The sequence below is a fragment of the Pseudorhodoplanes sp. genome (assembly GCF_035565795.1).
Taxonomy (GTDB): Bacteria; Pseudomonadota; Alphaproteobacteria; order Rhizobiales; family Xanthobacteraceae; genus Pseudorhodoplanes.
Genome location: NZ_DATMRV010000065.1, coordinates 1 through 21367, shown reverse-complemented (window position 1 = coordinate 21367; position 21367 = coordinate 1). Strand labels below are relative to the sequence as shown.

The following is a 21367-nucleotide window of genomic DNA, read 5'->3' as shown; positions in this document are numbered from 1 at the left end:
AACGAAGACATAGCGATGCCGTTGCGGCGAATGAGAGCCAACGCGGATTATGTTTTTGTAATGCGCCCGTTAGCGTCTCGTAACGTTGTGCGCCGCACCGGGAAACGCGTCATTCCTCGACCGCAAACAGGCTCGCATTACCGCCGGATGCCGCAGTGTTGATCGCGATCACCTGCTCGGTGGCGAAACGCCGCAGATAATTCGGCCCGCCGGCCTTCGGTCCGGTGCCGGACAGCCGCGTACCGCCGAACGGCTGCGTACCGACGACGGCGCCGACCATGTTGCGGTTCACATAGACGTTGCCATTGGCAAGCCGGTTCGCAATTTCCGCAACACGCGCGTCGATGCGCGAATGGATGCCGAGCGTCAGTCCGGTGCCGTTGCTTTCGATATCGTCGAGCAGCGTGCGCAAGTCATTCGCGTGAAAGCGCACCACATGCAGGATCGGTCCGAACACCTCTTCCTGCAGATCGGATGCGCGCTGCAATTCGATGATCGTCGGCGGCACGAACAATCCCCGCGCCGGCAACGCATGATCCCGGTCCCAGCGATAGCGGATGCGCGTCTCGTGTCTCGCGATCCAGCCGTCCAGCCGCTCCTTCGATTCTGCGTCGATCACCGGGCCGACATGCGTCGCCGGATCGTGCGGATCGCCGAGCGTCAATGTCGCCGCAGCGCCGGCCACCATGCCGAAGATATGATCGGCGACCTGCTCCTGCACGCACAGAAGCCGCAGCGCCGAGCAGCGCTGACCGGCCGATCGGAACACCGATCCGACAGCATCATCGGTGACCTGCTCCGGCAGCGCGGTCGCGTCCACGATCATCGCGTTGACGCCGCCGGTCTCGGCGATGAACGGGACGATCGGCCCATCCTTCGCCGCCAGCGCGCGGTTGATGATGCGGCCGACTTCGGTCGACCCGGTGAAGGCGACACCCGCGACGCGCGGGTCTTCGACCAGCGCCGCGCCGACCTTGCCGTCGCCCAGCACGAGATGCAGCGCCGCAGGCGGAATGCCGGCTTCGTGCAGCAATCTTATTGCCTGATACGCGACGAGCGGCGTCTGTTCCGCCGGCTTCGCCACCACCCCATTGCCCGCGGCAAGCGCCGCCGACACCTGCCCTATGAAAATCGCGAGCGGAAAATTCCACGGCGCGATGCAAACAAATACGCCACGGCCGCGATAGCGCAACTCGTTGGTCTCTCCGGTCGGTCCGGGCATCATCTGCGGGACGAGCGTTTTGCGCGCCTGCGCCGCGTAGTAGCGGCAATAATCGATCGCCTCGCGCCACTCGGCGACGCAATCGTCGAGCGTCTTGCCGCCCTCGCTTTGCAGCAGCGCGATGAACACACCGCGGCGTTGCTCCAGCAGATCGCCGGCGTGATCGAGGATGCGGGCGCGGTCCAGAACCGGCGTTGCAGACCATTGCGCGAATCCTGCCTGCGCTGCTGCCATCGCATCGCGCGCCACGGCGGCGTCCGCTTCCGAAACTTCGCCAATGACATCGCCGGTGGACGGCGAGATCACCGGACGCTTGGCGCCACCGCGCTCCTTGCCATCGACGATGGATTGCGCGGCCCGCACAGGCTTCGCCTCGGCGATATCAGCCAGCAGATTGCGCAAGGCCGCGCGGTCTCCGAACTCGACGCCGGGTGAATTCTTGCGGTCCGGTGCATAAAGATCGCGCGGTAGCGGAATCTTCGAATGCCGCGCATGCGCAACCGAAGCGATCCACTGGCGCGGCCGCATAAGGATCGTTTCGATCGGAATTTTCGGATCGGCGGACACCGATACGAACGAAGTGTTCGCACCGTTTTCCAGTAGCCGCCGCACGAGATAGGCAAGCAGGTCGCGGTGCCCGCCGACCGGCGCATAGACGCGGCATGCGACATCGGGATACTCGGCGCGCAGCGCATCGTACAGTTCGACGCCCATGCCATGCAGGCGCTGGAATTCGTAATCCGAAACGCCGCCCGCCTCCTCGATCACGCTCGCGACCGTCAGGGCATTATGCGTTGCGAATTGAGGATAGAGGCGGGGCCGCGCCTTCAGCAGCAGCGAGACGCATTCCATGTAGCAAAGATCGGTCATCGCCTTGCGCGTGAACACCGGATAGTCCGAAAGCCCACGTTCCTGCGCGCGCTTGACCTCGGTGTCCCAATACGCGCCCTTGACCAGGCGCACCATCAGGCGGCGCGACAGCGCTTGCGCCGCGTCGCCCAGCCACTGGATCACCGCGCCGGCCCGCTTCTGATAGGCCTGCACCGCGAGCCCGAAGCCATCCCAGCCCGCAAGCGAGGGATCGCGAAGGACGTCGCCGATCACCGCAAGCGACAATTCCAGACGATCCGCCTCTTCGGCATCGACCGTAAAAGGCAGGTCGTAAGCCTTCGCCTTGCGCGCGAGTTCGAGCAGCCGCGGACCAAGTTCGCGCCTCACGCGATCCTGCGACACTGCCTCGTAGCGCGGATGCAGCGCGGAGAGTTTCACCGAAATGCCGGGTCGCTCCTGCAGCGTCGTCGCATTCGACGACTTGCCGATTTCCTCGATCGCATGCGTGTAGGACTGCAGATAGCGCTCCGCGTCCTTTCCGGTGCGCGCGCCCTCACCCAGCATGTCGAACGAGTAGCGCTGCTCCGGGTCGGAGGCCGCCCGCGCCAGGGCTTCGCCGATCGTCTGCCCGTGCACGAAATGCGAGCCAAGAAGGCGCATCGCCTGCCGGGTCGCAAGTCTCAGCGCCGGCACCCCGAGCCGGCGTGCGAGACCTTCGATCAGGTTCTCCGGCGTCTCGCCCGGTGCGATCAGCCGGGCCGAAATCCCGAGCGTCCAGGCCGAGGCCGAGACCAGCAGCGTGTCGCCCTTGTGATCGGGGTGCGACCAGTCGCGCCCGGAAAGCTTGTCCTCGATGAGCCGGTCCGTGGTCTCGGCATCGGGCACCCGCAGCAGCGCCTCGGCGAGCACCATCAGCGCGAGCCCTTCCTGTGTCGATAATGAATAAGCGTGCAGGAAGTCGTCGATCCCGCCGAGGCCGCCCGCATGCGAACGGATCGCCTCGATCAGTCGCGTGGCCAACGCGTCGATGCGCCTGTCGGCATCCGCAGGCGGCCGATGCGTCAGGAAACGCCGCGCAAAATCCTCGTCCGGGGGTGCGTACGCCGCCCTGAATGCGGGCACGGCTGCAATTGCAGCCCTTCCGTCGTCGCCCGGACCTGCCATCGCTCGGAACCCTCCACGACCTTTTTACGAGATTGGGCTTCCCAACAGCATCGACATTTGCGGCCTGCCTGCCAATTCGGCACGATATGCCAAGCGCCTGAGCAGGAGACTTATGCCGCATCTTCCTACCTTGCTCTTTTGAGCGGCATATTCTTTGCTGTTGGCAGGACGGAACGGGGACGACGACACCAACCGAGGACCTCCCCCAGAGGTTTCGATACGCCCGCCGTGCATGGCGGCCGAGTGAAGACGGGAAAGGATACAAGAATGATTAGGTTCGGTTATGCGATCCGGCGGAGCGGCGTTCTCGCTGCCGTCGTGACGGCGCTGGCCTGCGGTACCGCGGCTGCGCAGACTCCTGTGAAATTCACCCTCGACTGGAAATTCGAGGGTCCGGCCGCTCCGTTCGTGGTCGCCGCCGACAAGGGCTATTACAAGGCTGAAGGTCTCGACGTCACGATCGACACCGCGGGCGGATCGCTCGAGCCGCTGAACCGCATCGCGTCGGGCACCTACGACATCGGCTTCGGCGACATCAATTCGCTGATCAAGTTCCGCGATGCGAACCCGAACGTGCCGATCAAGGCCATCTTCATGGTCTACAACAAGCCGCCCTTCTCGATTGTCGGGCGCAAGAGCCGCGGCGTCGTCAACCCGAAGGACCTCGAAGGCAAGAAGCTCGGCGCACCGGCTCCGGACGGTGCCTATGCACAGTGGAAGATCTTCACCCAGGCCAACAATATCGACCCGTCCAAGGTGACGATCGAGAATGTCGGCTTCCCGGTCCGTGAGCCGATGCTGGCCGCCGGACAGGTCGATGCCATCACCGGCTTCTCGTTCTCGTCCTACATCAACCTGAAGGATCGCGGCGTGCCGGCCGACGACATCTCCGTCATCCTGATGGCTGACCACGGCGTCAATCTCTACGGCAATGCGATCATCGTGAATCCGAAGTTCGCCGCCGAGAAGCCGGAGGTGGTCAAGAAATTCCTGAACGCCTTCCTGAAAGGGCTGAAGGACACCGTGAAGTCGCCGGACACGGCGGTCGACTCGGTCGTGAAGCGCAACGACGTTGCGAAGAAGCCGGTCGAACTCGAGCGCCTGCAGATGGCATTGAAGGACAACATCGTGACGCCGGAAGTGAAGGCGAACGGCTTCGGCGGCGTCGACATGGGCCGTCTCGACAAGTCGATCGACCAGATCGCGATTACCTACGACTTCAAGAATCCGAAGCCGAAGGGCGACGCAATCTTCGATCCGTCATTCCTGCCGCCGGCTGCAGATCGGAAGCTGTAAGTTAGCTGGTCTTTCGGCCTGGGGGAGCCTGAATGGAGCCTGGTTTTGTTTCGCTGACCGGCGTCAGTCACCGCTATGGCGGGATTCAGGCCGGGCCGGAAGGCGTCCTCGCCGTTCAGGATCTCACCATTAACATCAACCGCGGCGAATTCGCCGCGGTTGTCGGTCCGTCCGGGTGCGGCAAGTCCACCCTGATGAAGCTTGCGACCGGCCTGCAATTCCCGTTTGCGGGCTCCGTCCGCGTCGGCGGCGAAGAAGTGACGAAGCCGCTCAAGATCGCCGGCATGGCGTTTCAGGCGCCGACGCTCCTGCCCTGGCGCTCCACACTCGACAATCTCCTGCTTCCGCTCGAAATCGTGCAGCCGCACCGCAGCGAGCTGCGACGCAAGAAGGCGCAGTATGTCGAACGCGCCGAAAAGCTCCTCGCCTCGGTCGGCCTCGGCGGCTTTGGCAGCAAATTTCCCTGGCAATTGTCCGGCGGCATGCAGCAGCGCACCTCACTGTGCCGCGCGCTGATCCACGAGCCGCAGCTTCTGATGCTGGACGAACCGTTCGGCGCGCTGGATGCCTTCACCCGTGAAGAACTGTGGTGCGTGATCCGCGATCTGCACGCGGCGCGCGGCATTACGGTCATCCTCGTCACGCACGATCTGCGCGAGGCGGTGTTCCTCGCCGACCGCATCTTCGTGATGTCGCAGCGGCCCGGCCGCATCCTCGTCGAGCGGAAGGTGGAGCTTCCGCGCCCGCGCGATCTCGAAGTGACCTACACCAAGGACTTTGCCGACATCGTGCATGAGTTGCGCGGTCACATCGTGCAGGCACGCCAATGAACAGATCCAAGGCTTTCATCCGGCTTGTGCCCTGGCTTTTCACGATCGCGCTGTTCGTGTTCTGGGAGATCATCTGCCGCGCCTTCAAGATCCCGGAATTCTTCCTTCCGCCGCCAACCGCCGTGTTCAAGGCGACGTATGATTACTGGCCTGCGATCCTGCGCAATTCGTGGATCACGCTCGAATCCACCATGCTCGGCTTCCTGCTGGCTGTCGGCTTCGGACTGCTGCTCGGCCTTGTGATCGGCTGGTCGCGAACGATCTACGCCGGAATCTATCCGCTGATGATCGGCTTCAACGCGATTCCGAAAGTCGCCGTCGTGCCGATCCTCGTTCTGTGGTTCGGCATCGGCTTCATTCCGGCGGTGCTGACCGCGTTCCTGATCTCGTTCTTCCCGATCGTGGTCAATGTCGCGACGGGACTCGCCACCATCGAACCCGAACTCGAGGACGTGCTGAAGGCGCTCGGCGCCTCGAAGCTCGACATCATGCGCAAGGTCGGCATCCCGCGCTCGCTGCCTTACTTCTTCGGTTCGCTCAAGGTCGCGATCACGCTCGCCTTCGTCGGGACCGTGGTGTCGGAAAGCGTCGCCTCCAACAACGGCATCGGCAATCTGATGCTGCAGGCTCAGGCCCAGTTCAACGTGCCGCTGATCTTCGCCGGCCTGCTGGCGCTCGCGGTGCTCGGTATCGTCATGTACTGGCTGATGGCCCTGCTCGAGCTGCGCATGACCGGTTGGGCCCAGCGCTCCGGATTTGCCCAGAACTGACGCGTCTAGATCTCGACGACGGCTCCGATCGGCTCGAGCGGTGGCGTCTCGACGCAATCCGGCTTCGGGCCGACCACATCGAAAACCAGATCGGCAAGCGCCGCGAGCTGCGGGAGCTGTCCGGTCTCGCCGAGATAGATCCCGCAATGCAGCGGCGGCAATGGCGGTAGCGGGGCATCGTCCCAGAGCGCGATCCCGGGAATATCGATGCGACGGCGCGCGAGCGCGGCAACACCCATGCCGTGCCGTACCGCCTCGACGACGCTCGCCTTGCTTTGCCCGACGAACACGACCTCGAAGCCGCGCTGCGCCCGGCTGAGCGCGGCGACCGCAGCCCGATGCACCGCCCAGCCTTCGCCCAGCGTCACCAGCGGCACGGGAGCATCGGGATCGAGCTTGAAGGAGGGGCTGCGCACCCAGCCGATCGGCTCCGGCCATTGATGACAGGCATCGAGTTCGATCCCGGTCTCGGACAGGCCGACGAGCAGATTGAGATCGCCCTGACGCAAATCGCGCGACATGGCCTCGAAATGATCGCTGCGAATGGAGACGCGTACGTCCGGATAACGTGTCCGGAACTCGGTCAGCAGCCGCGGCAGATTCGGGGTCAGAAAGTCGCCCGGAATTCCGATGCGCAGGGCGCGCGATCCGAGACGCGGCGCGGACATATCCACGATCTGGTCGTTGATGCTGAGCATGCGCCGCGCGTAATTCACGACGAGCTCTCCCGAATGCGTGAGGCTCACGCCCGGAGCGCTCTTGTCGAGCAGTTCCAGATCCAGAAGTGTTTGCAGACGCTTGATCTGGGCACTGACCGCAGGTTGCGTCACGCCGAGAGAAATCGCCGCCTTTGTAAACGAGCGCAGATCGACAACCGCGACCAGCGTCCGCAGCAATTCCGTTGGGATGTTGATCATCGGTCGTGTCTTTTGAATTTTTTTGTAGATGGACTTGTGAGACTTATCTGGCTCTTGCCCATACCCACGGTGTTACAAGATACAGCGCGTTACTCCCGTAGATTGCTTCCGCTATCGCGGGATTAACAGCGTGGGTTGCAAAAACGGTAACTAGGTAACGCAAATTTCACTCACCTTGCCGTTATCGAGTGCAGCCGCAATCCGAAACGGGACGCCATGAACCTTATCCGCCTGTACAGCCGCGTTCTCGCCCTGCTTGGGCCTGAGGCCGGCCTCGGCTGGTTCCTGGCCATCGCGAACCTTGCGCTCGCGGCGGCGATGTTCGCCGAACCTGTCCTGTTCGGCCGGATCATCGACACTCTTGCCGGGTCGCAAAAGGCGGGCGCCGCGCCCCTGACATTCAGCACGCTCCTGCCGCTGCTCGGCGCATGGGCCGGCTTCGGTCTCTTCACCATCCTGTGCGGCGTATTTATCGCACTGCATGCCGACCGGCTGTCGCATCGGCGCCGTCAGGCCGTGCTGACCGACTATTTCGAACACGTCATGCAGTTGCCGCTCGCCTATCACGGCGGCTCTCACTCCGGCCGGCTGATGAAGGTCATGCTCACCGGCACCGATTCACTCTGGGGTCTGTGGCTGTCGTTCTTTCGCGAGAACCTTGCAGCCATCGTCTCGCTCATCATCCTCCTGCCGCTCTCGCTCTATCTCAACTGGCGGCTCGCGATCCTCTTGATCGTGCTGTGCACGGTCTTTGCGATCCTCACCACCTTCGTGCTGCGCAAGACGGGTGAACTGCAGGCATCGGTCGAGAAATACTATTCCGATCTTGCCGAACGGGCGTCCGACGCGCTCGGCAATGTCGCACTGGTTCAAAGCTTCGCGCGCATCGAAGCCGAGGTGATGGGCCTGCGGATGGTGGTCGAGCGGCTGCTCGGCGCGCAGATGCCGGTGCTGTCCTGGTGGGCGGTGGTGACGGTCCTCACCCGCGCCTCGACCACGATCACGTTGCTCGCCATCTTCATTGTCGGCACGTGGCTGTTCTTCCAGGGGCTCACCACGATCGGCGAGATCGTCATGTTCATGAGCTTCGCCACCATGCTGGTTGGCAAGCTCGAACAGGTCGCGGGATTCATCAATAGCGTATTCATGGTGGCGCCGCGCCTTCAGGAATTCTTCGACGTGCTGGACACCACGCCCTCGGTGCGTGACGCGCCCAACGCCATCGATCCCGGCCGTCTCACGGGTCGCGTATCGTTCGAGGACGTGTCGTTCTCCTATGACGGCAAGCGTCCGGCGATTGCCGACCTGACCTTCACCGCGCAACCTGGCCAGGTGATCGCGCTGGTCGGACCGACCGGCGCCGGCAAGACCACGGCGCTCGCGCTGTTGCACCGCGTCTTCGATCCGCAATCCGGCCGCATCACCATCGACGATATCGACCTGCGCGAAATGAAGCTCTCGGCGCTCCGCCGCAACATCGGCGTGGTGTTCCAGGAAGTGCTGCTGTTCAACCGGTCGATCCGCGAGAACCTCACCGCCGGCAAGCCGGATGCAACCGACGAGGAGATGATTGCAGCGCTCAAGCGCGCGCAGGCCTATGACTTCGTCGAACGCAATCCGGACAAGCTGAATGCAATCGTCGGCGAGCGTGGCCGCTTCCTGTCCGGCGGCGAGCGTCAGCGCCTGTCGATTGCGCGCGCTCTACTGAAAAATCCGCCGATCCTGATCCTCGACGAAGCCACGTCGGCGCTCGATGCCGCGACGGAGATCAAGGTTCAGGCCGCGCTTGACGAGGTGATGAAGGACCGCACCACGTTCGTGATCGCGCACCGGCTCGCCACCATCCGCAATGCGACGCATATCCTCGTATTCAAGGATGGCCGCGTGGTCGAAGCCGGCTCGTTCGACCAGCTGGTCGAACTCGGCGGTGCCTTTGCCGAGCTCGCCCGTTCGCAATTCCTGATCGCGGAGAAGAAGAAGGAGGACGCGGCGGAGTGATCACAAATGCAGCGCTCGTGTCGCGGACACAGCGCAGCATGCGGCGCATCGTTACAGGCTGCGCGGCGCCTTGAACGCGAGACGTCTACTTGATCCGTTCCAGAATACTGACGTAGTTCGCGACCGCCGCGCCACCCATGTTGAAGATGCCGCCGAGCTCGGCGTCCTTCACCTGAATATCGCCCGCCTTGCCCAGAAGCTGCATCGCGGTGAGCGCGTGCATCGACACGCCGGTCGCTCCGATCGGGTGCCCCTTCGCCTTCAGGCCGCCGGACGGATTGACCGGAAGCTTGCCGTCCTTCTGCGTCACGCCTTCGGCGATGGCGCGGGCGCCCTGCCCTTCCGGCGCAAGCCCCATCGCCTCATATTCGATCAGCTCGGCGATGGTGAAGCAGTCATGCGTCTCGACGAAGGACAGATCGGTGAGCGCAATGCCGGCTTGCGCCAGCGCCTGCTTCCAGGCGAGCGAACAGCCCTCGAATTTCAGGATGTCGCGTTTTGCCATAGGCAGGAAATCCTGCACGTGCTGCGCGGCGCGGAACGCGACCGCCTTGCCGAGGCGGAGCGCAGTCTCGACATCGGCGAGTACGATCGCAGCCGCGCCGTCGGAGACGAGCGAGCAATCGGTGCGCTTGAGCGGACCCGCGACGAACGGATTCTTGTCGCTCTCGGTGCGGCAGAAGTCGAAGCCGAGATCCTTGCGCAACTGCGCATACGGATTGCCGACGCCGTTCTTGTGGTTCTTAGCCGCGATCATCGCGAGCGCGTCGGACTGATCGCCGTATTTCTGGAAATAGAGGCCCGCGATCTTGCCGAAGATGCCGGCAAAGCCGCCTTCGATATCGGCCTCGTCGCGAACGTAGGACGCCTTCAGGAGATTCTTGCCGATTTCGGCGGCGGGCGTCTTCGTCATCTGCTCGACACCGACAACCAGCACGATCCTTGCCGCCCGCGCGGCGATGCTCTTCAAACCCTGATGAACCGCAGCAGAGCCCGTGGCGCACGCATTCTCCACGCGGGTCGCGCGCTTGAACCGGAGGTCGGGCGAGGCCTGCAATACCAGCGAGGCGGTGAAGTCCTGCGCCGAGAACCCCGCATTGAAATGACCGAGCACGATTTCGTCGACATCGGCCGGAGCGATGCTGGCATCCGCCAGAGCATCGGTGGCCACGCGCACGATCAGACTTTCGACGGTCTCGGTATCGAGCTTACCGAATGGGCTATGGGCCAATCCTACGATACAAGCGGTCATGAGGCGTCCTCGGATGGGTTGGCCGAACTTTGGTCGCTTTCTTGGTCAAAGTGCAAGCATACGGTAGCAAGAAACCGGGTGGTTCCTTCGCATTAGCGCTTTGCGTTCCAGGACTTGTTCGGCGTAAATAGCGTCGAAAATACCACCCAGGTTCGTACCGATGGGCCGAAACCAGAAACCGGACCGCCGCTCGTGATATTTGGACATTCGGCCTCGTTCCGCGCCCTCCCGCTGGCTTTGGCGCTGGCTGTCGGCTCGTTCGCAGCTTTGTCCGCCGACCGGGCGGCCGCGCAGTCCATGCTGCTGATCGAGGCCGATTCCGGCCGCGTACTGCACGCCGAGAACGCGACCCATCCCTGGTACCCGGCGTCCGTCACCAAGGTGATGACGGCCTATGTGACGCTCAAGGCCGTCAAGGCCGGACGGATCTCGCTCGATACGCTGATCACGGTGTCGCCGAATGCGGCGGCGCAGGCTCCGACCAAGATGGGTTTCAAGATCGGCTCGCAGATCACGGTCGACAACGCGCTGAAGACCATCATGGTCAAGTCAGCGAACGACATGTCGGTCGCATTGGCCGAAGGCGTGTCGGGTTCGATCGCTGCATTTGCGGAAGAGATGAATGCGGCCGCCAAGCGGCTCGGCATGACGCAGACCACATACGTCAATCCGAACGGGCTGCCCGCCGACGAACAGATCACCTCGGCGCGCGACCAGGCGATCCTTGCGCGCGCAATCTATAATGAATTGCCGGAATACGATCGCTACTGGAACATCTCGGCGATCAAGTACGGCAAGCGCATCATGCGCAACTACAACACATTGCTGGGCCGCTATCCGGGAACCGACGGATTGAAGACCGGCTTCATCTGCGCGTCGGGTTTCAACATCGTGGTCAGCGCCAAACGCAACGGCCGCCGCCTCATCGCGGTCATGCTCGGTGCGCCGTCCGGTGGCGCGCGCGCGGTGAAGGTCGCGCAGATGCTGGAGCGTGGCTTCGCGTCGGGAGGCTTCTCCTGGCTCACCCCGTCGGCCGGAACCGTCGAATCGCTGAAGGCGATTGACGCCCAGCCGCCGAACCTGCGCGAGGAAATCTGCGGCAAGAAGCGCAAGCGCCCGGCGCGCGAATCCGAAGACGTCGAAGACGAGGTCGAGGCCTCGCTGCCGCCCGGCATCGATCCGAATTCACCGCAGGCGGTCATGCTGTCGAGCCTGCGCGTCGCCAACAACAAGCCGTCCGCGCTGCTCGGCGAATACACGCCGACTTCGCCGACGGTTGAAATCTTCCTCGGCGCCTCCAAGGGTTCGGTGCCGGTAGAGGAGCCGGCGGTGGCCGCGAAGAAATCCCGGAAGAAGAAAGACGTTGCCGCCGCGCCTGCGCCTGCCGCGGCACCCGCAGCCGCGAGCAGCACGGCACCGCAGAGAGCACCCGCTCCCGCCTCTGCAGCACCTGCAATCCGCGGCACGCAGCCGACCGGCCCGGCTCAAGGCGCGGCTGCGGCTCGCTCCGGTACAGCAACAGCAACACCGGCGCCCGTCGCAAAGCCCGCGCAACGGGCGGCAACCAATTCGAAGGCGTTCCCCACGCCCGTCGGCACCGCGCCCGCGTCGCAACAGGCCCCCGCCAAGAAGAAGCCTGCGGCCAAGAAACCCGATCCCACCGCCGAGGCGACGGCGAAGCCAGCGGCGCAGAAGCCGGCCGCCTCCGCCCGGTGACAACAACCGACCAGCCCCGCCGTCCGCCGCCGCCGATCCCGCTGACATTGCTCACCGGGTTCCTCGGCGCGGGCAAGACCACGCTGCTGAACCGCTTGCTGCGTGATCCCGATCTCAAGGACACCGCCGTGCTCATTAACGAGTTCGGCGAAATTCCGCTGGATCATCTCCTGGTCGAAAAGATCGACGGCGACATGATGGTCCTGTCGAGCGGCTGCCTGTGCTGCAACCTGCGCGGCGACCTCGTCACCGCGCTGGAAAAACTGCTGCGCAATCTCGACAACGGTCGCGCGTCATTCAGGCGCGTGATCGTGGAAACCACCGGTCTTGCCGATCCCGCGCCGCTGCTCCAGACCCTGATGCAGCATCCGTATCTCGTGATGCGCTTCCGGCTCGACGGCGTCGTGACACTGGTCGACGCAGTGAACGGCTCAAATACGCTCGATCATCATCCCGAAGCGGTGAAACAGGCTGCGGTCGCCGATCGCCTCGTGCTCACCAAGACCGACCTGCTCGATGGCGAGAACGGCGCAGCAAAGCGCGACGCATTGGTCGCGCGGCTGCACAAGCTCAATCCGGCGGCTCTCATGCTCGATGCGGCCAAGGGCGAAGCCACCGCCGCTGCGCTGACCGGCTGTGGCCTGTACGATCCCGCGCGCAAGATCCCCGATGTGTCGCGCTGGCTTGCCGACGAGGCCATCGCCGCCGCGCAAGTCCATCACCATGGCCATCACGGCCACGATCACGGTCATCACGATCACCATCACGACGTGAACCGGCATGACGACCGGGTCCAGGCCTTCACCCTTGCGACCGATCGCGCGATCCCGGCCGCGATGCTCGACCTGTTCCTGGAACTGCTGCGATCCACGCACGGGTCGAACCTTCTGCGCATGAAGGCCATCGTGAATATCGAGGAGACGCCGGAGCGCCCGATGGTGCTGCATGGCGTGCAACATGTGCTGCATCCGGCGAGTCAGCTCGATGCGTGGCCCGACGCCGACCGGCGCACGCGCATGGTCTTCATCGTCCGGGACATCGAACCCCAGGTCATCCGCGAATTGTTCGATGCCTTTCTCGGCTACACCTCGCCGGACCGGCCGGACGCGCAGGCGCTGGCCGACAATCCCCTGGTGCCATTCGGCGGCCTCGATCACCGCTGAGCGATGTAATAGTTAACCACCTCTTGAAACTCGCTGGCGACTCTTCAATGGTAGCCTGATCGCCATTGGAGCCGGGCAATGGGGTTTTTCAGCCAGCTAAAGGGCGATCTCGTCTTTCTGCGAGGCGTGCTGCGCGCGTTGCGCATGACCACGCATATCGCGAAGAATCCGGCCCGCATTTTCCCGAACGTCATCGAGGAACTCGCCGCGCGGCATGGCGACGCACCGGCGCTGCTGTCCGCCCGCGAAACGTTCAGCTTTCACCAGTTGTTCGAACGCTCGAACCGCTATTCCCGCTGGGCGCTAGGCGAGCGGATCGCCAAGGGGGATACCGTCTGCCTCCTTATGCCGAACCGGCCGGAATTCATGGCGATCTGGCTCGGCATCACGCGCGTCGGCGGCGTCACGGCCCTGCTCAACACCAACCTGATCGGGCAATCGCTGGCGCATTGCATCAACATCGTTGCGCCGAAGCACATCATCGTCGCGGAGGAATTGCTCGGCGGCTTCGACGCAATCCGACCGCATCTGAAATGCAACTCGAAAATCTGGATCCACGGCGCGTCCCAGGGCGCGCGGCGTGAAACATTTGCCGGCGATTCCCGCATCGACACGATCATCGACGGCCTGTCCGGTACGACGCTTGCGACCAGCGAACGGCCCCCACTCACCATCGAGGATCCCGCGCTCTACATCTACACGTCCGGCACGACCGGCATGCCAAAGGCTGCCAACATCAACCACTATCGGGTGATGCTCGCGTGCTTCGGCTTCGCCGGCGTGATGGGAACCAGGAAATCGGATCGCAACTATGTGTGCCTGCCGATGTATCACACTGCGGGCGGACTTTGCGCGATCGGCTCGCTGCTGGTGGCAGGCGGCTCGGTTTACATCCGCGAACGTTTCTCGGTGCGCGAGTTCTGGGACGATATTGTCAAGCACGATTGCACGATGATGCAATATATCGGCGAGCTATGCCGTTATCTTGTCAATGCACCGCCAAGCCCGAATGAAACGAAGCACAAGCTCCGGCTCGCATGCGGCAACGGCCTGCGTCCCGACATCTGGGAGGAATTCAAGGGTCGCTTTCGCATCCCGCTGATCCTGGAATTCTATGCGGCGACCGAAGGCAACGTGCTGATGTTCAATTTCGAAGGCAAGACCGGCGCGGTCGGGCGCCTGCCATGGTTCCTCGAACATCGTTTCCCGACGGCGCTCGTCAAGTTCGACGTCGAAGCCGAGCAGCCCGAGCGCAATGCGGAAGGCTTCTGCATTCCGTGCGGTCCGAACGAGATCGGCGAAGCGATCGGCAAGATCGTCAACGATGCCAAGAAGCCGGGCAACCGTTTCGAGGGTTATGCTCGCCGCGAGGAGACAGAGAAGAAGATCCTGCGTCACGTCTTCGTGCCGAACGATATCTGGTTTCGCACCGGCGATCTGATGCGCAAGGACGAGAACGGATATTTCTATTTCGTGGACCGGATCGGCGACACCTTCCGCTGGAAGGGAGAGAATGTCTCGACCCTCGAAGTCGCGGAAGCGATCAACACGTTCCCCGGAATCAAGGACACCAACGTCTATGGCGTTCCGGTGCCGGGTCACGAGGGCCGCGCCGGGATGGCCGCCGTAGTGTGCGACGATTGCGACCTCGCAGCGCTTTATCAGCATCTGCAGAAATCGTTGCCCGATTATGCGCGGCCGGTTTTCCTTCGCATCCGCAAGGACCTCGACATGACCGCCACCTTCAAGCAGCGGAAGGTCGATCTGGTGAAGCAGGGGTTCGATCCCGACGAGATCACCGATCCGATCTATTTCAACGATCCGTCGCGGCGCGCCTTCGTCCCGCTTGATCGCACGCTCTACGCCAGCATCAAGTCCGGACAGACGCGCCTGTAATGGCGCCAGGGCAGGCGCGCGCTTTTGCGCGTCGTGCCCGTGCACGCGGGGGACTATAACCACGCATCCCGAGTATGGGTTCCCGCTTTCCCGGGGACCAGCCTGTTGTATCGAGAACAGACCACATGACAGACGTGAAATCCGCGAGCGACGTGCTCGCCTTCTGGAAACAAGCCGGCCCCGACAAATGGTTCACCAAGGATGACGCCTTCGACCGCGCGATCCACGACACCTTCCTGCCGACCTATGAGTCCGCTGTCGCCGGCCATCTGAACGACTGGCAAAGCACACCCGACGGAGCGCTCGCGCTTGTCATCGTGCTCGATCAATTTCCGCGCAACATGTTTCGCGCCAGTGCGCGCGCATGGGCGGCCGACCCGATGGCGCGCGATATCGCGATGCGCGCTATCGACGACGGCTTCGACCAGCGTGTCGCGCACGATCTGCGTGCGTTCTTCTATCTGCCGCTGATGCATTCGGAAAAACTCAGCGACCAGGAATTGTGCGTCGAGCTGTGCCGCGCACTCGGCGACGAGGAAAATCTGAAATATGCCGAGCTGCACGCAGATATCATCCGTCGCTTCGGCCGATTCCCGCATCGCAATCCGCACCTCGGGAGGCAGACCACACCCGAGGAACAGGCTTTTCTCGATAGCGGCGGCTTTGCCGGATAACCGGCGCTGGCGCGCCGCCCGGCACTTCGCTAGCATGCGACAAGCCGCCGCATCGGCGGCATGAAGCCAGTCAAGAGGCTGCCGGGAGGTTTCATGCGCAAGCTCACCGCGATTGCCGCGGCGTTTCTCACCATTCTCGTCGCATCGCCCGGCTTCGCCCAGAGCGAACTCAAGATCATGGCGCCGGCCGGACCCGGCGGCGGCTGGGACCAGACCGCACGCGCAATGCAACAGGCCCTGATCACGTCAGGCCTCGTCAGGAGCGTGCAGGTCGTGAATGTGCCGGGCGCGGGTGGCAGCGTCGGGCTGGCGCAACTGATCAATAGCGCCAGGGGCGACGGTCATCAGCTGATGGTCAATGGCTTCGTAATGGTCGGCGCGCTGCTCACCAACAAGTCGGCCGTGAGCCTCGATCAGGCGACCCCGATCGCGAGGCTGACGGAAGAAGTCGAGGTGATCGTGGTTCCCGCCTCGTCGCCCATCAAGGACGCGAAGGATCTCGCGGCCGCACTGAAAGCCGATGCCGGTAAGGTGCGGTGGACCGGCGGCTCGGCGGGCGGCGTGGATCACATCACGGCGGCTCTTTTCGCGCAGGCAGCTGGCGCCGATGCGAGCAAGATCAACTACATCCCGTTTTCCGGCGGCGGTGAATCGCTTGCCGCATTGCTCGGTGCGCGCGTGACCGCAGGCATCTCCGGCTATGGCGAATACGAAGGTCAGATCAAGGCTGGCAAGTTGCGGGTCATCGGCGTCACCGCCGAAAAGCGCGTTGACGGCATCGACGCTCCCACGTTCAAGGAACAGGGCATCGACCTCGTGATTGCAAACTGGCGTTCGGTGATGGCACCGCCCGGCCTGACGCCCCAGCAGCGCGACGATCTGATTGCGCTCGTGGACAAGATGGCGAAATCGCAACCCTGGAAAGATGCGCTCAAGCAGAAGGGCTGGGACGATGCGCTGCTCACCGGCGATGCGTTCGCCAGCTTCCTTCAGCATGAACAGCAGCGCGTCGCCGGTGTCCTTAAATCCGTAGGTCTCGTAAAGCCGTGACAGCGTCGTCGCGGCGCGCGCGGCCCTACGCCCCGGCGCTGGTCGTCGCGGCAATTCTGTTTGCCGTTTCAGGCATCATTGTTGTCGATGCGATGCGGATCGAGATCACCTCGACCTACGGCGTCGGCCCGACAGCCGTGCCCTACGTAATCGCGGCGGGGCTGGCGATCCTTGGCGGCGCGCATCTCGTGATGGCGTGGCGCGGGACATGGCCGGTGCCGGAACCCGACGACGCGTCACCTATCCTGATGATCCTCGGTGGTTTCGGCGCACTGATTGCGCTGATCGGTCTGGGCGGCGGCTTCATTCCCGCGACCGCGGTCCTGTTCGCAGCAACGGCAACGGCCTTCGGGCGGCGTGCGATCCTCACCGATCTTGCGATCGGCCTCGTGCTCGCGATCGTGGTGTTCCTGGTGTTCGACAAGTTGCTCACGCTCAGCCTGCCATACGGGCCGATCGAACGGCTGCTGAGCTGAAGCATGGAAGCATTTGCAGCGCTCGCGCAGGGCATGCTGGTTGCGCTGCAGCCGCATAATCTCATGTTCGCGCTGATCGGCGTGTTGCTTGGCACCGCGGTCGGCGTTCTGCCGGGCATCGGCCCCGCACTCACCGTCGCGCTCCTCCTCCCCGTCACCTACAAGCTCGATCCGGCCGGATCGCTGATCATGTTCGCCGGCATCTATTACGGCGGCATGTATGGCGGCTCGACCACGGCGATCCTGATCAATACGCCCGGTGAAAGCGCGTCGATGGCGACCGCGCTCGAAGGCAACAAGATGGCCAAGGCCGGGCGCGGTGGTCCGGCGCTTGCGACTGCGGCGATCGGCTCCTTTGTCGCCGGCACCATCGCGACGCTCGGCATCGCCCTGCTCGCGCCATGGCTGGTGGAGATCGCGGTACGCTTCGGGCCGGAGGACTATTTCGCGTTGATGTGCGTTGCGTTCGTCACCGTGTCCGCGACCTTCGGCGCTTCACCGCTGCGCGGGCTGACCAGCCTGTTTGTCGGGCTGACGCTCGGCCTCATCGGCATCGACAAGCTGACCGGACAGGCCCGGCTTGGCTTCGGCGTACCGGAACTGCTCGACGGCGTGGAAGTCACGACGCTTGCGGTCGGCCTGTTCGCGGTCGGCGAAGCGCTCTATGTGGCGTCGCGGCGACGTCATCATCAGGAGACCGTCGAACCGGTGCGCGGCTCGCTCTGGATGACGCGCGAGGACTGGCGGCGGTCATGGAAGCCATGGCTGCGGGGCACCGCTTTCGGCTTTCCGATCGGTGCGCTGCCCGCCGGCGGTGCGGAAATTCCGACGTTCCTGTCCTATGCCACCGAGAAACGGCTGGCCAAAGATCCTGAGGATTTCGGCAAGGGCGCTATCGAAGGCGTGGCGGGACCCGAAGCCGCGAACAACGCCTCCGCAGCCGGCACACTCGTGCCGCTGCTGACTCTCGGTCTACCCACGTCGGCCACGGCAGCCATGATGCTCGCCGGCTTCCAGCAATACGGGCTCAATCCCGGCCCGCTGCTGTTTGCGGAGCGGCCGGATCTGGTCTGGGGTCTGATCGCGAGCCTGTTCATCGCCAATGCGATGCTGCTCGTGCTCAACCTCCCGCTGGTCGGGCTCTGGGTGCGCCTGTTGGCGATTCCGCAGCCGTGGCTCTACGCCGGCATCCTGGTCTTCGCCACGATGGGCACGATTGCCGCAAAGCCTTCGGTCGTCGAGCTTGCCATGCTCGTCGCCTTCGGACTGCTCGGATTTCTGATGCGGCGTTACGACTATCCTATCGCCCCCGTCATCGTCGGGCTGATCCTCGGACCGATGGCAGAGGCGCAATTGCGCCGCGCGCTGTCGATCAGCCTCGGCGATCCCATGGTGTTGGTCGAGAGCCCGATTTCAGCCACGCTACTTGCGATTGCGGTCTTCGCGCTGATCGCACCATTCGTACTCAAGCTGAAGGCGTTCGCCGCGCACGAGGACTAGAAAGCGCGCGCCGATCCATAGCCGCGCCGATTGCGAAGCCTCAAGCCGAAAGCAGATCCGTCATCCGCTTCGACCGGAGCACCGCCTTGCCAAAATCGACAAAGCCTTGCGGATCGTCTGGCGGCGCCGCAAGGCCAAACACCTCGTCGCTTCCCGCCCGCGGAGCCCAGACCGTACGGTCGGACAGCAGATAAACGCCGTAGGCCGCGCGGACATTTGCCGCATCCGTCAGCATCATCTCCTGTCGCAGCGTATGCGCCGCGAGCGCGGTATTTGTCACGACCGAGGTTTCGATCAGCAAGTTGCGATATTTGGGATGGCGGCGGATGTCCGCTCCGCACTCGCTGTCGATCCTGAGCGCCGCGGCATGAACCACGACCTGCAGCCGATCGACCAGCATGCGGACCGAGTGCCTGGACGCCAGCGAGAAATATCCGGCAGGATCGAGAAATACGTCGACCGCGGCCGTCACCGCGCCGCAGCCGCTATGTCCGAGCACGACGATCAGGTTCAGACTGGCGCGAAGGCGCTCGACAGCAAATTTCAGACTGCCGAGAACGTCATCGCCGAGCGTGTTGCCCGCGACACGAACGACAAAGAGGTCGTTCGGGCCTTCGCTGAAGATCAGTTCGACCGGAACACGCGCGTCCGAACATCCAAGAACCGCCGCAAATGGCACCTGCCGGAGCGAACCGTCGGCACTGTCCAGCAAGCCGAAGTCACGAGGATCGACGTGAATCTCGTACCGGACATCGCGATCCGGCGACGCCGATCCATCGAACAGGGATGCAAAGGTCAAGCTGCCCTGATTGAGCCGCCGCAGGGCCTCTCCGGCACTGTGAGGGCGTTCATGGGCTTTCGATGCGTCTTCGGCGCATCTGTAGACGATGTCGACGCGCTTCATGCCGGCCCTCTTGCTTTTCCGAGTCATGCATTATCCAGCAAATCGGCCCAATTCGGGGCCTCGCGACCATCCGCTTGGCGCGTCCGGAAAGTTGCGACACAGTCCTCCCGCCGGTGCGTGAGAGAAGCGCAATGACGACCGAGACTTCGACCGCACGCGTGCCGGAGCTGTTCGGCCACCCGAAGGGCCTGACCTTTCTGTTCGCGACCGAGATGTGGGAGCGCTTCTCCTATTACGGGATGCGCACGCTGCTCGTCCTCTACATGGTCAAGCACCTGCTGCAGCCGGAGCGCGCGGAGACCGTGATCGGCTACGACGCGCTCAAAAGCGCACTGGAACTGATATTCGGGCCGCTCGGTATCCAGCCGTTCTCCTCGCACATCTACGGCCTCTACACCGCCTTCGTCTATCTGACGCCCGTCATTGGCGGCCTGATAGCCGATCGATGGCTTGGCCAGCGCCGCACGGTGATCGTCGGAGCGATCCTGATGGCCATTGGCCACTTCATGATGGCGTTCGAAACGCTGTTTCTGCTCGCATTGTTCACGCTCATTCTCGGCAACGGCGCCTTCAAGCCGAACATCTCGACACAGGTCGGTACGCTATACGCGCCCGGCGATCCGCGTCGCGACCGCGCATTCTCGATCTTCTATGTCGGGATCAATATCGGCGCGTTCTTCTCACCGCTGGTCTGCGGCACACTCGGCGAAACCTATGGCTGGCATTACGGCTTCGCCGCCGCGGGCATCGGCATGCTGATTGGCACGCTGATCTATGTCGCGGGCTGGTCGACGTTGCCACCAGACGAGCACACCCGGACCGCACGCGAACCGAAGCGCCCGCTCGACCGCGACGAATGGCGGCGCCTCCTCGCGCTCGCCGCGCTTTTCTTGCCGGTTGCGTTCTTCTGGGCGACCTACGAACAGCAAGGCAACACCATCGCGCTGTGGGCCGATACGCGGACCGACCGCTCCGCGAATCTGCTGATCTGGCAGGGGCAAATCCCGGTCACCTGGTTTCAGGCCTTCAACCCGTTCATGATCTTCGCCTTCACGCCGTTTGTTGTCGCGCTCTGGGCCTGGCAGTCCCAGCGCAACAGCGAACCGTCGACGGTCATCAAGATGGCGCTCGGCTGCTTTGCAATCACGCTCGCCAACCTCGTTCTGGTGATCGCGACATGGCAGGCGGGGGCCGGACAGGCGAGCTGGCTGTGGCTCCTGCTCTATTTCGCGATCGTCACCATCGGTGAGCTTTATCTCTCGCCGATCGGGCTGTCGCTCGTGACCAAGGTAGCCCCTGCGCGGGTTGTCTCACTGGTGATGGGGATGTGGCTCGCGACAAGCTTCGTCGGCAATTTCATCGGCGGCTGGCTCGGCAGCTTCTGGAGCAGGATGGAAAACGCGGACTTCTTCCTGATGATCGCGGCCGTGGCGGCCTGCGCCGGCGTCGTGACCTGGCTCTTCAACCGGCCGCTAAAGCCGATCCTGCGAACGTGACGGACGCATAAAAAACCTCCGCGCAGACGCAATTCTACGCGGAGGCAGTTTGACGTATGATCTGCGCGACGCGCTTCGCAAAAAGCCCCGCTTCCGCGCAGCGAGAAAATTTCGCCGCGGCGCGACATGATCGTCATCCCCCAGTTGGGGTATGCCACTCAGAATTTGCCGGCCGTGGTTGATTGATCGCTCATCGCGGCCTTCGCAATCAG

16 protein-coding genes are annotated in these 21367 nt (G+C 63.5%); 12 read left to right on the top strand and 4 right to left on the bottom strand.

Annotated elements, in window-relative coordinates; translation table 11 throughout:
• Nucleotides 1–109: 109 nt before the first annotated feature.
• Nucleotides 110–3217 carry a bifunctional proline dehydrogenase/L-glutamate gamma-semialdehyde dehydrogenase PutA gene (putA, locus tag VNZ93_RS06995; protein WP_325702060.1) on the bottom strand — a complete coding sequence of 1036 codons (3108 nt, stop codon included), beginning with the start codon at nucleotides 3215–3217 and terminating at the stop codon, nucleotides 110–112.
• A 267-nt stretch (nucleotides 3218–3484) separates the two neighbouring features.
• Between putA and VNZ93_RS06990 the strand changes: the two genes are divergently transcribed.
• Genes VNZ93_RS06990 through VNZ93_RS06980 form a run of 3 tightly spaced genes read left to right on the top strand, consistent with a single transcriptional unit; the run spans nucleotide 3485 to nucleotide 6113 of the window.
• On the top strand, nucleotides 3485–4513 hold the full coding sequence (locus VNZ93_RS06990) for an ABC transporter substrate-binding protein (protein ID WP_325702057.1): 1029 nt from the start codon (nucleotides 3485–3487) through the stop codon (nucleotides 4511–4513).
• 32 nt (nucleotides 4514–4545) lie between these two features.
• Nucleotides 4546–5343 carry an ABC transporter ATP-binding protein gene (locus VNZ93_RS06985; RefSeq protein ID WP_325702054.1) on the top strand — a complete coding sequence of 266 codons (798 nt, stop codon included), beginning with the start codon at nucleotides 4546–4548 and terminating at the stop codon, nucleotides 5341–5343.
• Nucleotides 5340–6113: an ABC transporter permease gene (locus VNZ93_RS06980; protein WP_325702052.1), complete on the top strand. Its 774-nt coding sequence runs from the start codon at nucleotides 5340–5342 to the stop codon at nucleotides 6111–6113. Before VNZ93_RS06985 ends, VNZ93_RS06980 begins: the two co-directional genes overlap by 4 nt.
• Before the next feature lie 5 nt (nucleotides 6114–6118).
• Here the strand turns inward: VNZ93_RS06980 and VNZ93_RS06975 are convergent, their stop codons facing one another.
• A complete protein-coding gene (locus VNZ93_RS06975) occupies nucleotides 6119–7030 on the bottom strand; it encodes a LysR family transcriptional regulator (RefSeq protein WP_325702049.1) in 912 nt (303 codons plus the stop codon).
• 216 nt (nucleotides 7031–7246) lie between these two features.
• Here VNZ93_RS06975 and VNZ93_RS06970 point away from each other — a divergent pair, with 216 nt between their 5' ends.
• Nucleotides 7247–9028: a glucan ABC transporter ATP-binding protein/ permease gene (locus tag VNZ93_RS06970; RefSeq protein ID WP_325702045.1), complete on the top strand. Its 1782-nt coding sequence runs from the start codon at nucleotides 7247–7249 to the stop codon at nucleotides 9026–9028.
• 85 nt (nucleotides 9029–9113) lie between these two features.
• On the opposite strand, the gene VNZ93_RS06965 is transcribed toward VNZ93_RS06970, so the two are convergent.
• The gene (locus VNZ93_RS06965; RefSeq protein WP_325702042.1) at nucleotides 9114–10280 is read right to left on the bottom strand and encodes an acetyl-CoA acetyltransferase; all 1167 of its coding nucleotides are present in this window, start codon (nucleotides 10278–10280) and stop codon (nucleotides 9114–9116) included.
• A 192-nt stretch (nucleotides 10281–10472) separates the two neighbouring features.
• Here VNZ93_RS06965 and VNZ93_RS06960 point away from each other — a divergent pair, with 192 nt between their 5' ends.
• From VNZ93_RS06960 to VNZ93_RS06930, 7 genes are all read left to right on the top strand, one after another.
• Nucleotides 10473–11996, top strand: a complete 1524-nt coding sequence (locus tag VNZ93_RS06960) for a D-alanyl-D-alanine carboxypeptidase family protein (protein WP_325702039.1) — start codon at nucleotides 10473–10475, stop codon at nucleotides 11994–11996.
• Nucleotides 11993–13159, top strand: a complete 1167-nt coding sequence (locus VNZ93_RS06955) for a GTP-binding protein (RefSeq protein ID WP_325702036.1) — start codon at nucleotides 11993–11995, stop codon at nucleotides 13157–13159. The genes VNZ93_RS06960 and VNZ93_RS06955 overlap by 4 nt, the downstream gene beginning before the upstream one ends.
• A gap of 78 nt (nucleotides 13160–13237) precedes the next feature.
• On the top strand, nucleotides 13238–15055 hold the full coding sequence (locus VNZ93_RS06950; protein WP_325702033.1) for a long-chain-acyl-CoA synthetase: 1818 nt from the start codon (nucleotides 13238–13240) through the stop codon (nucleotides 15053–15055).
• Nucleotides 15056–15180: 125 nt separating this feature from the next.
• On the top strand, nucleotides 15181–15729 hold the full coding sequence (locus VNZ93_RS06945) for a DUF924 family protein (protein WP_325702030.1): 549 nt from the start codon (nucleotides 15181–15183) through the stop codon (nucleotides 15727–15729).
• Nucleotides 15730–15822: 93 nt separating this feature from the next.
• On the top strand, nucleotides 15823–16779 hold the full coding sequence (locus VNZ93_RS06940) for a Bug family tripartite tricarboxylate transporter substrate binding protein (RefSeq protein WP_325702027.1): 957 nt from the start codon (nucleotides 15823–15825) through the stop codon (nucleotides 16777–16779).
• On the top strand, nucleotides 16776–17255 hold the full coding sequence (locus VNZ93_RS06935; RefSeq protein ID WP_325702024.1) for a tripartite tricarboxylate transporter TctB family protein: 480 nt from the start codon (nucleotides 16776–16778) through the stop codon (nucleotides 17253–17255). The genes VNZ93_RS06940 and VNZ93_RS06935 overlap by 4 nt, the downstream gene beginning before the upstream one ends.
• A gap of 3 nt (nucleotides 17256–17258) precedes the next feature.
• The gene (locus tag VNZ93_RS06930; RefSeq protein ID WP_325702021.1) at nucleotides 17259–18755 is read left to right on the top strand and encodes a tripartite tricarboxylate transporter permease; all 1497 of its coding nucleotides are present in this window, start codon (nucleotides 17259–17261) and stop codon (nucleotides 18753–18755) included.
• A 40-nt stretch (nucleotides 18756–18795) separates the two neighbouring features.
• On the opposite strand, the gene VNZ93_RS06925 is transcribed toward VNZ93_RS06930, so the two are convergent.
• Complete coding sequence (locus VNZ93_RS06925) at nucleotides 18796–19686, bottom strand: carbonic anhydrase (RefSeq protein ID WP_325702018.1); 891 nt, start codon at nucleotides 19684–19686, stop codon at nucleotides 18796–18798.
• A gap of 104 nt (nucleotides 19687–19790) precedes the next feature.
• On the opposite strand from VNZ93_RS06925, the gene VNZ93_RS06920 reads away from it, so the two are divergent.
• The gene (locus VNZ93_RS06920; protein ID WP_325702014.1) at nucleotides 19791–21155 is read left to right on the top strand and encodes a peptide MFS transporter; all 1365 of its coding nucleotides are present in this window, start codon (nucleotides 19791–19793) and stop codon (nucleotides 21153–21155) included.
• The last annotated feature ends 212 nt before the right edge of the window (nucleotides 21156–21367 follow it).

What these genes read in the sequence shown, in the direction of transcription:
- VNZ93_RS06940 (WP_325702027.1), top strand. Translation starts at nt 15,823, where the DNA reads ATGCGCAAGCTCACCGCGATTGCCGCGGCGTTTCTCACCATTCTCGTC.
- VNZ93_RS06920 (WP_325702014.1), top strand. Translation starts at nt 19,791, where the DNA reads ATGACGACCGAGACTTCGACCGCACGCGTGCCGGAGCTGTTCGGCCAC.
- putA (WP_325702060.1), bottom strand. Translation starts at nt 3,217, where the DNA reads ATGGCAGGTCCGGGCGACGACGGAAGGGCTGCAATTGCAGCCGTGCCC.
- VNZ93_RS06990 (WP_325702057.1), top strand. Translation starts at nt 3,485, where the DNA reads ATGATTAGGTTCGGTTATGCGATCCGGCGGAGCGGCGTTCTCGCTGCC.
- VNZ93_RS06925 (WP_325702018.1), bottom strand. Translation starts at nt 19,686, where the DNA reads ATGACTCGGAAAAGCAAGAGGGCCGGCATGAAGCGCGTCGACATCGTC.
- VNZ93_RS06945 (WP_325702030.1), top strand. Translation starts at nt 15,181, where the DNA reads ATGACAGACGTGAAATCCGCGAGCGACGTGCTCGCCTTCTGGAAACAA.
- VNZ93_RS06980 (WP_325702052.1), top strand. Translation starts at nt 5,340, where the DNA reads ATGAACAGATCCAAGGCTTTCATCCGGCTTGTGCCCTGGCTTTTCACG.
- VNZ93_RS06930 (WP_325702021.1), top strand. Translation starts at nt 17,259, where the DNA reads ATGGAAGCATTTGCAGCGCTCGCGCAGGGCATGCTGGTTGCGCTGCAG.
- VNZ93_RS06950 (WP_325702033.1), top strand. Translation starts at nt 13,238, where the DNA reads ATGGGGTTTTTCAGCCAGCTAAAGGGCGATCTCGTCTTTCTGCGAGGC.
- VNZ93_RS06975 (WP_325702049.1), bottom strand. Translation starts at nt 7,030, where the DNA reads ATGATCAACATCCCAACGGAATTGCTGCGGACGCTGGTCGCGGTTGTC.
- VNZ93_RS06965 (WP_325702042.1), bottom strand. Translation starts at nt 10,280, where the DNA reads ATGACCGCTTGTATCGTAGGATTGGCCCATAGCCCATTCGGTAAGCTC.
- VNZ93_RS06970 (WP_325702045.1), top strand. Translation starts at nt 7,247, where the DNA reads ATGAACCTTATCCGCCTGTACAGCCGCGTTCTCGCCCTGCTTGGGCCT.
- VNZ93_RS06985 (WP_325702054.1), top strand. Translation starts at nt 4,546, where the DNA reads ATGGAGCCTGGTTTTGTTTCGCTGACCGGCGTCAGTCACCGCTATGGC.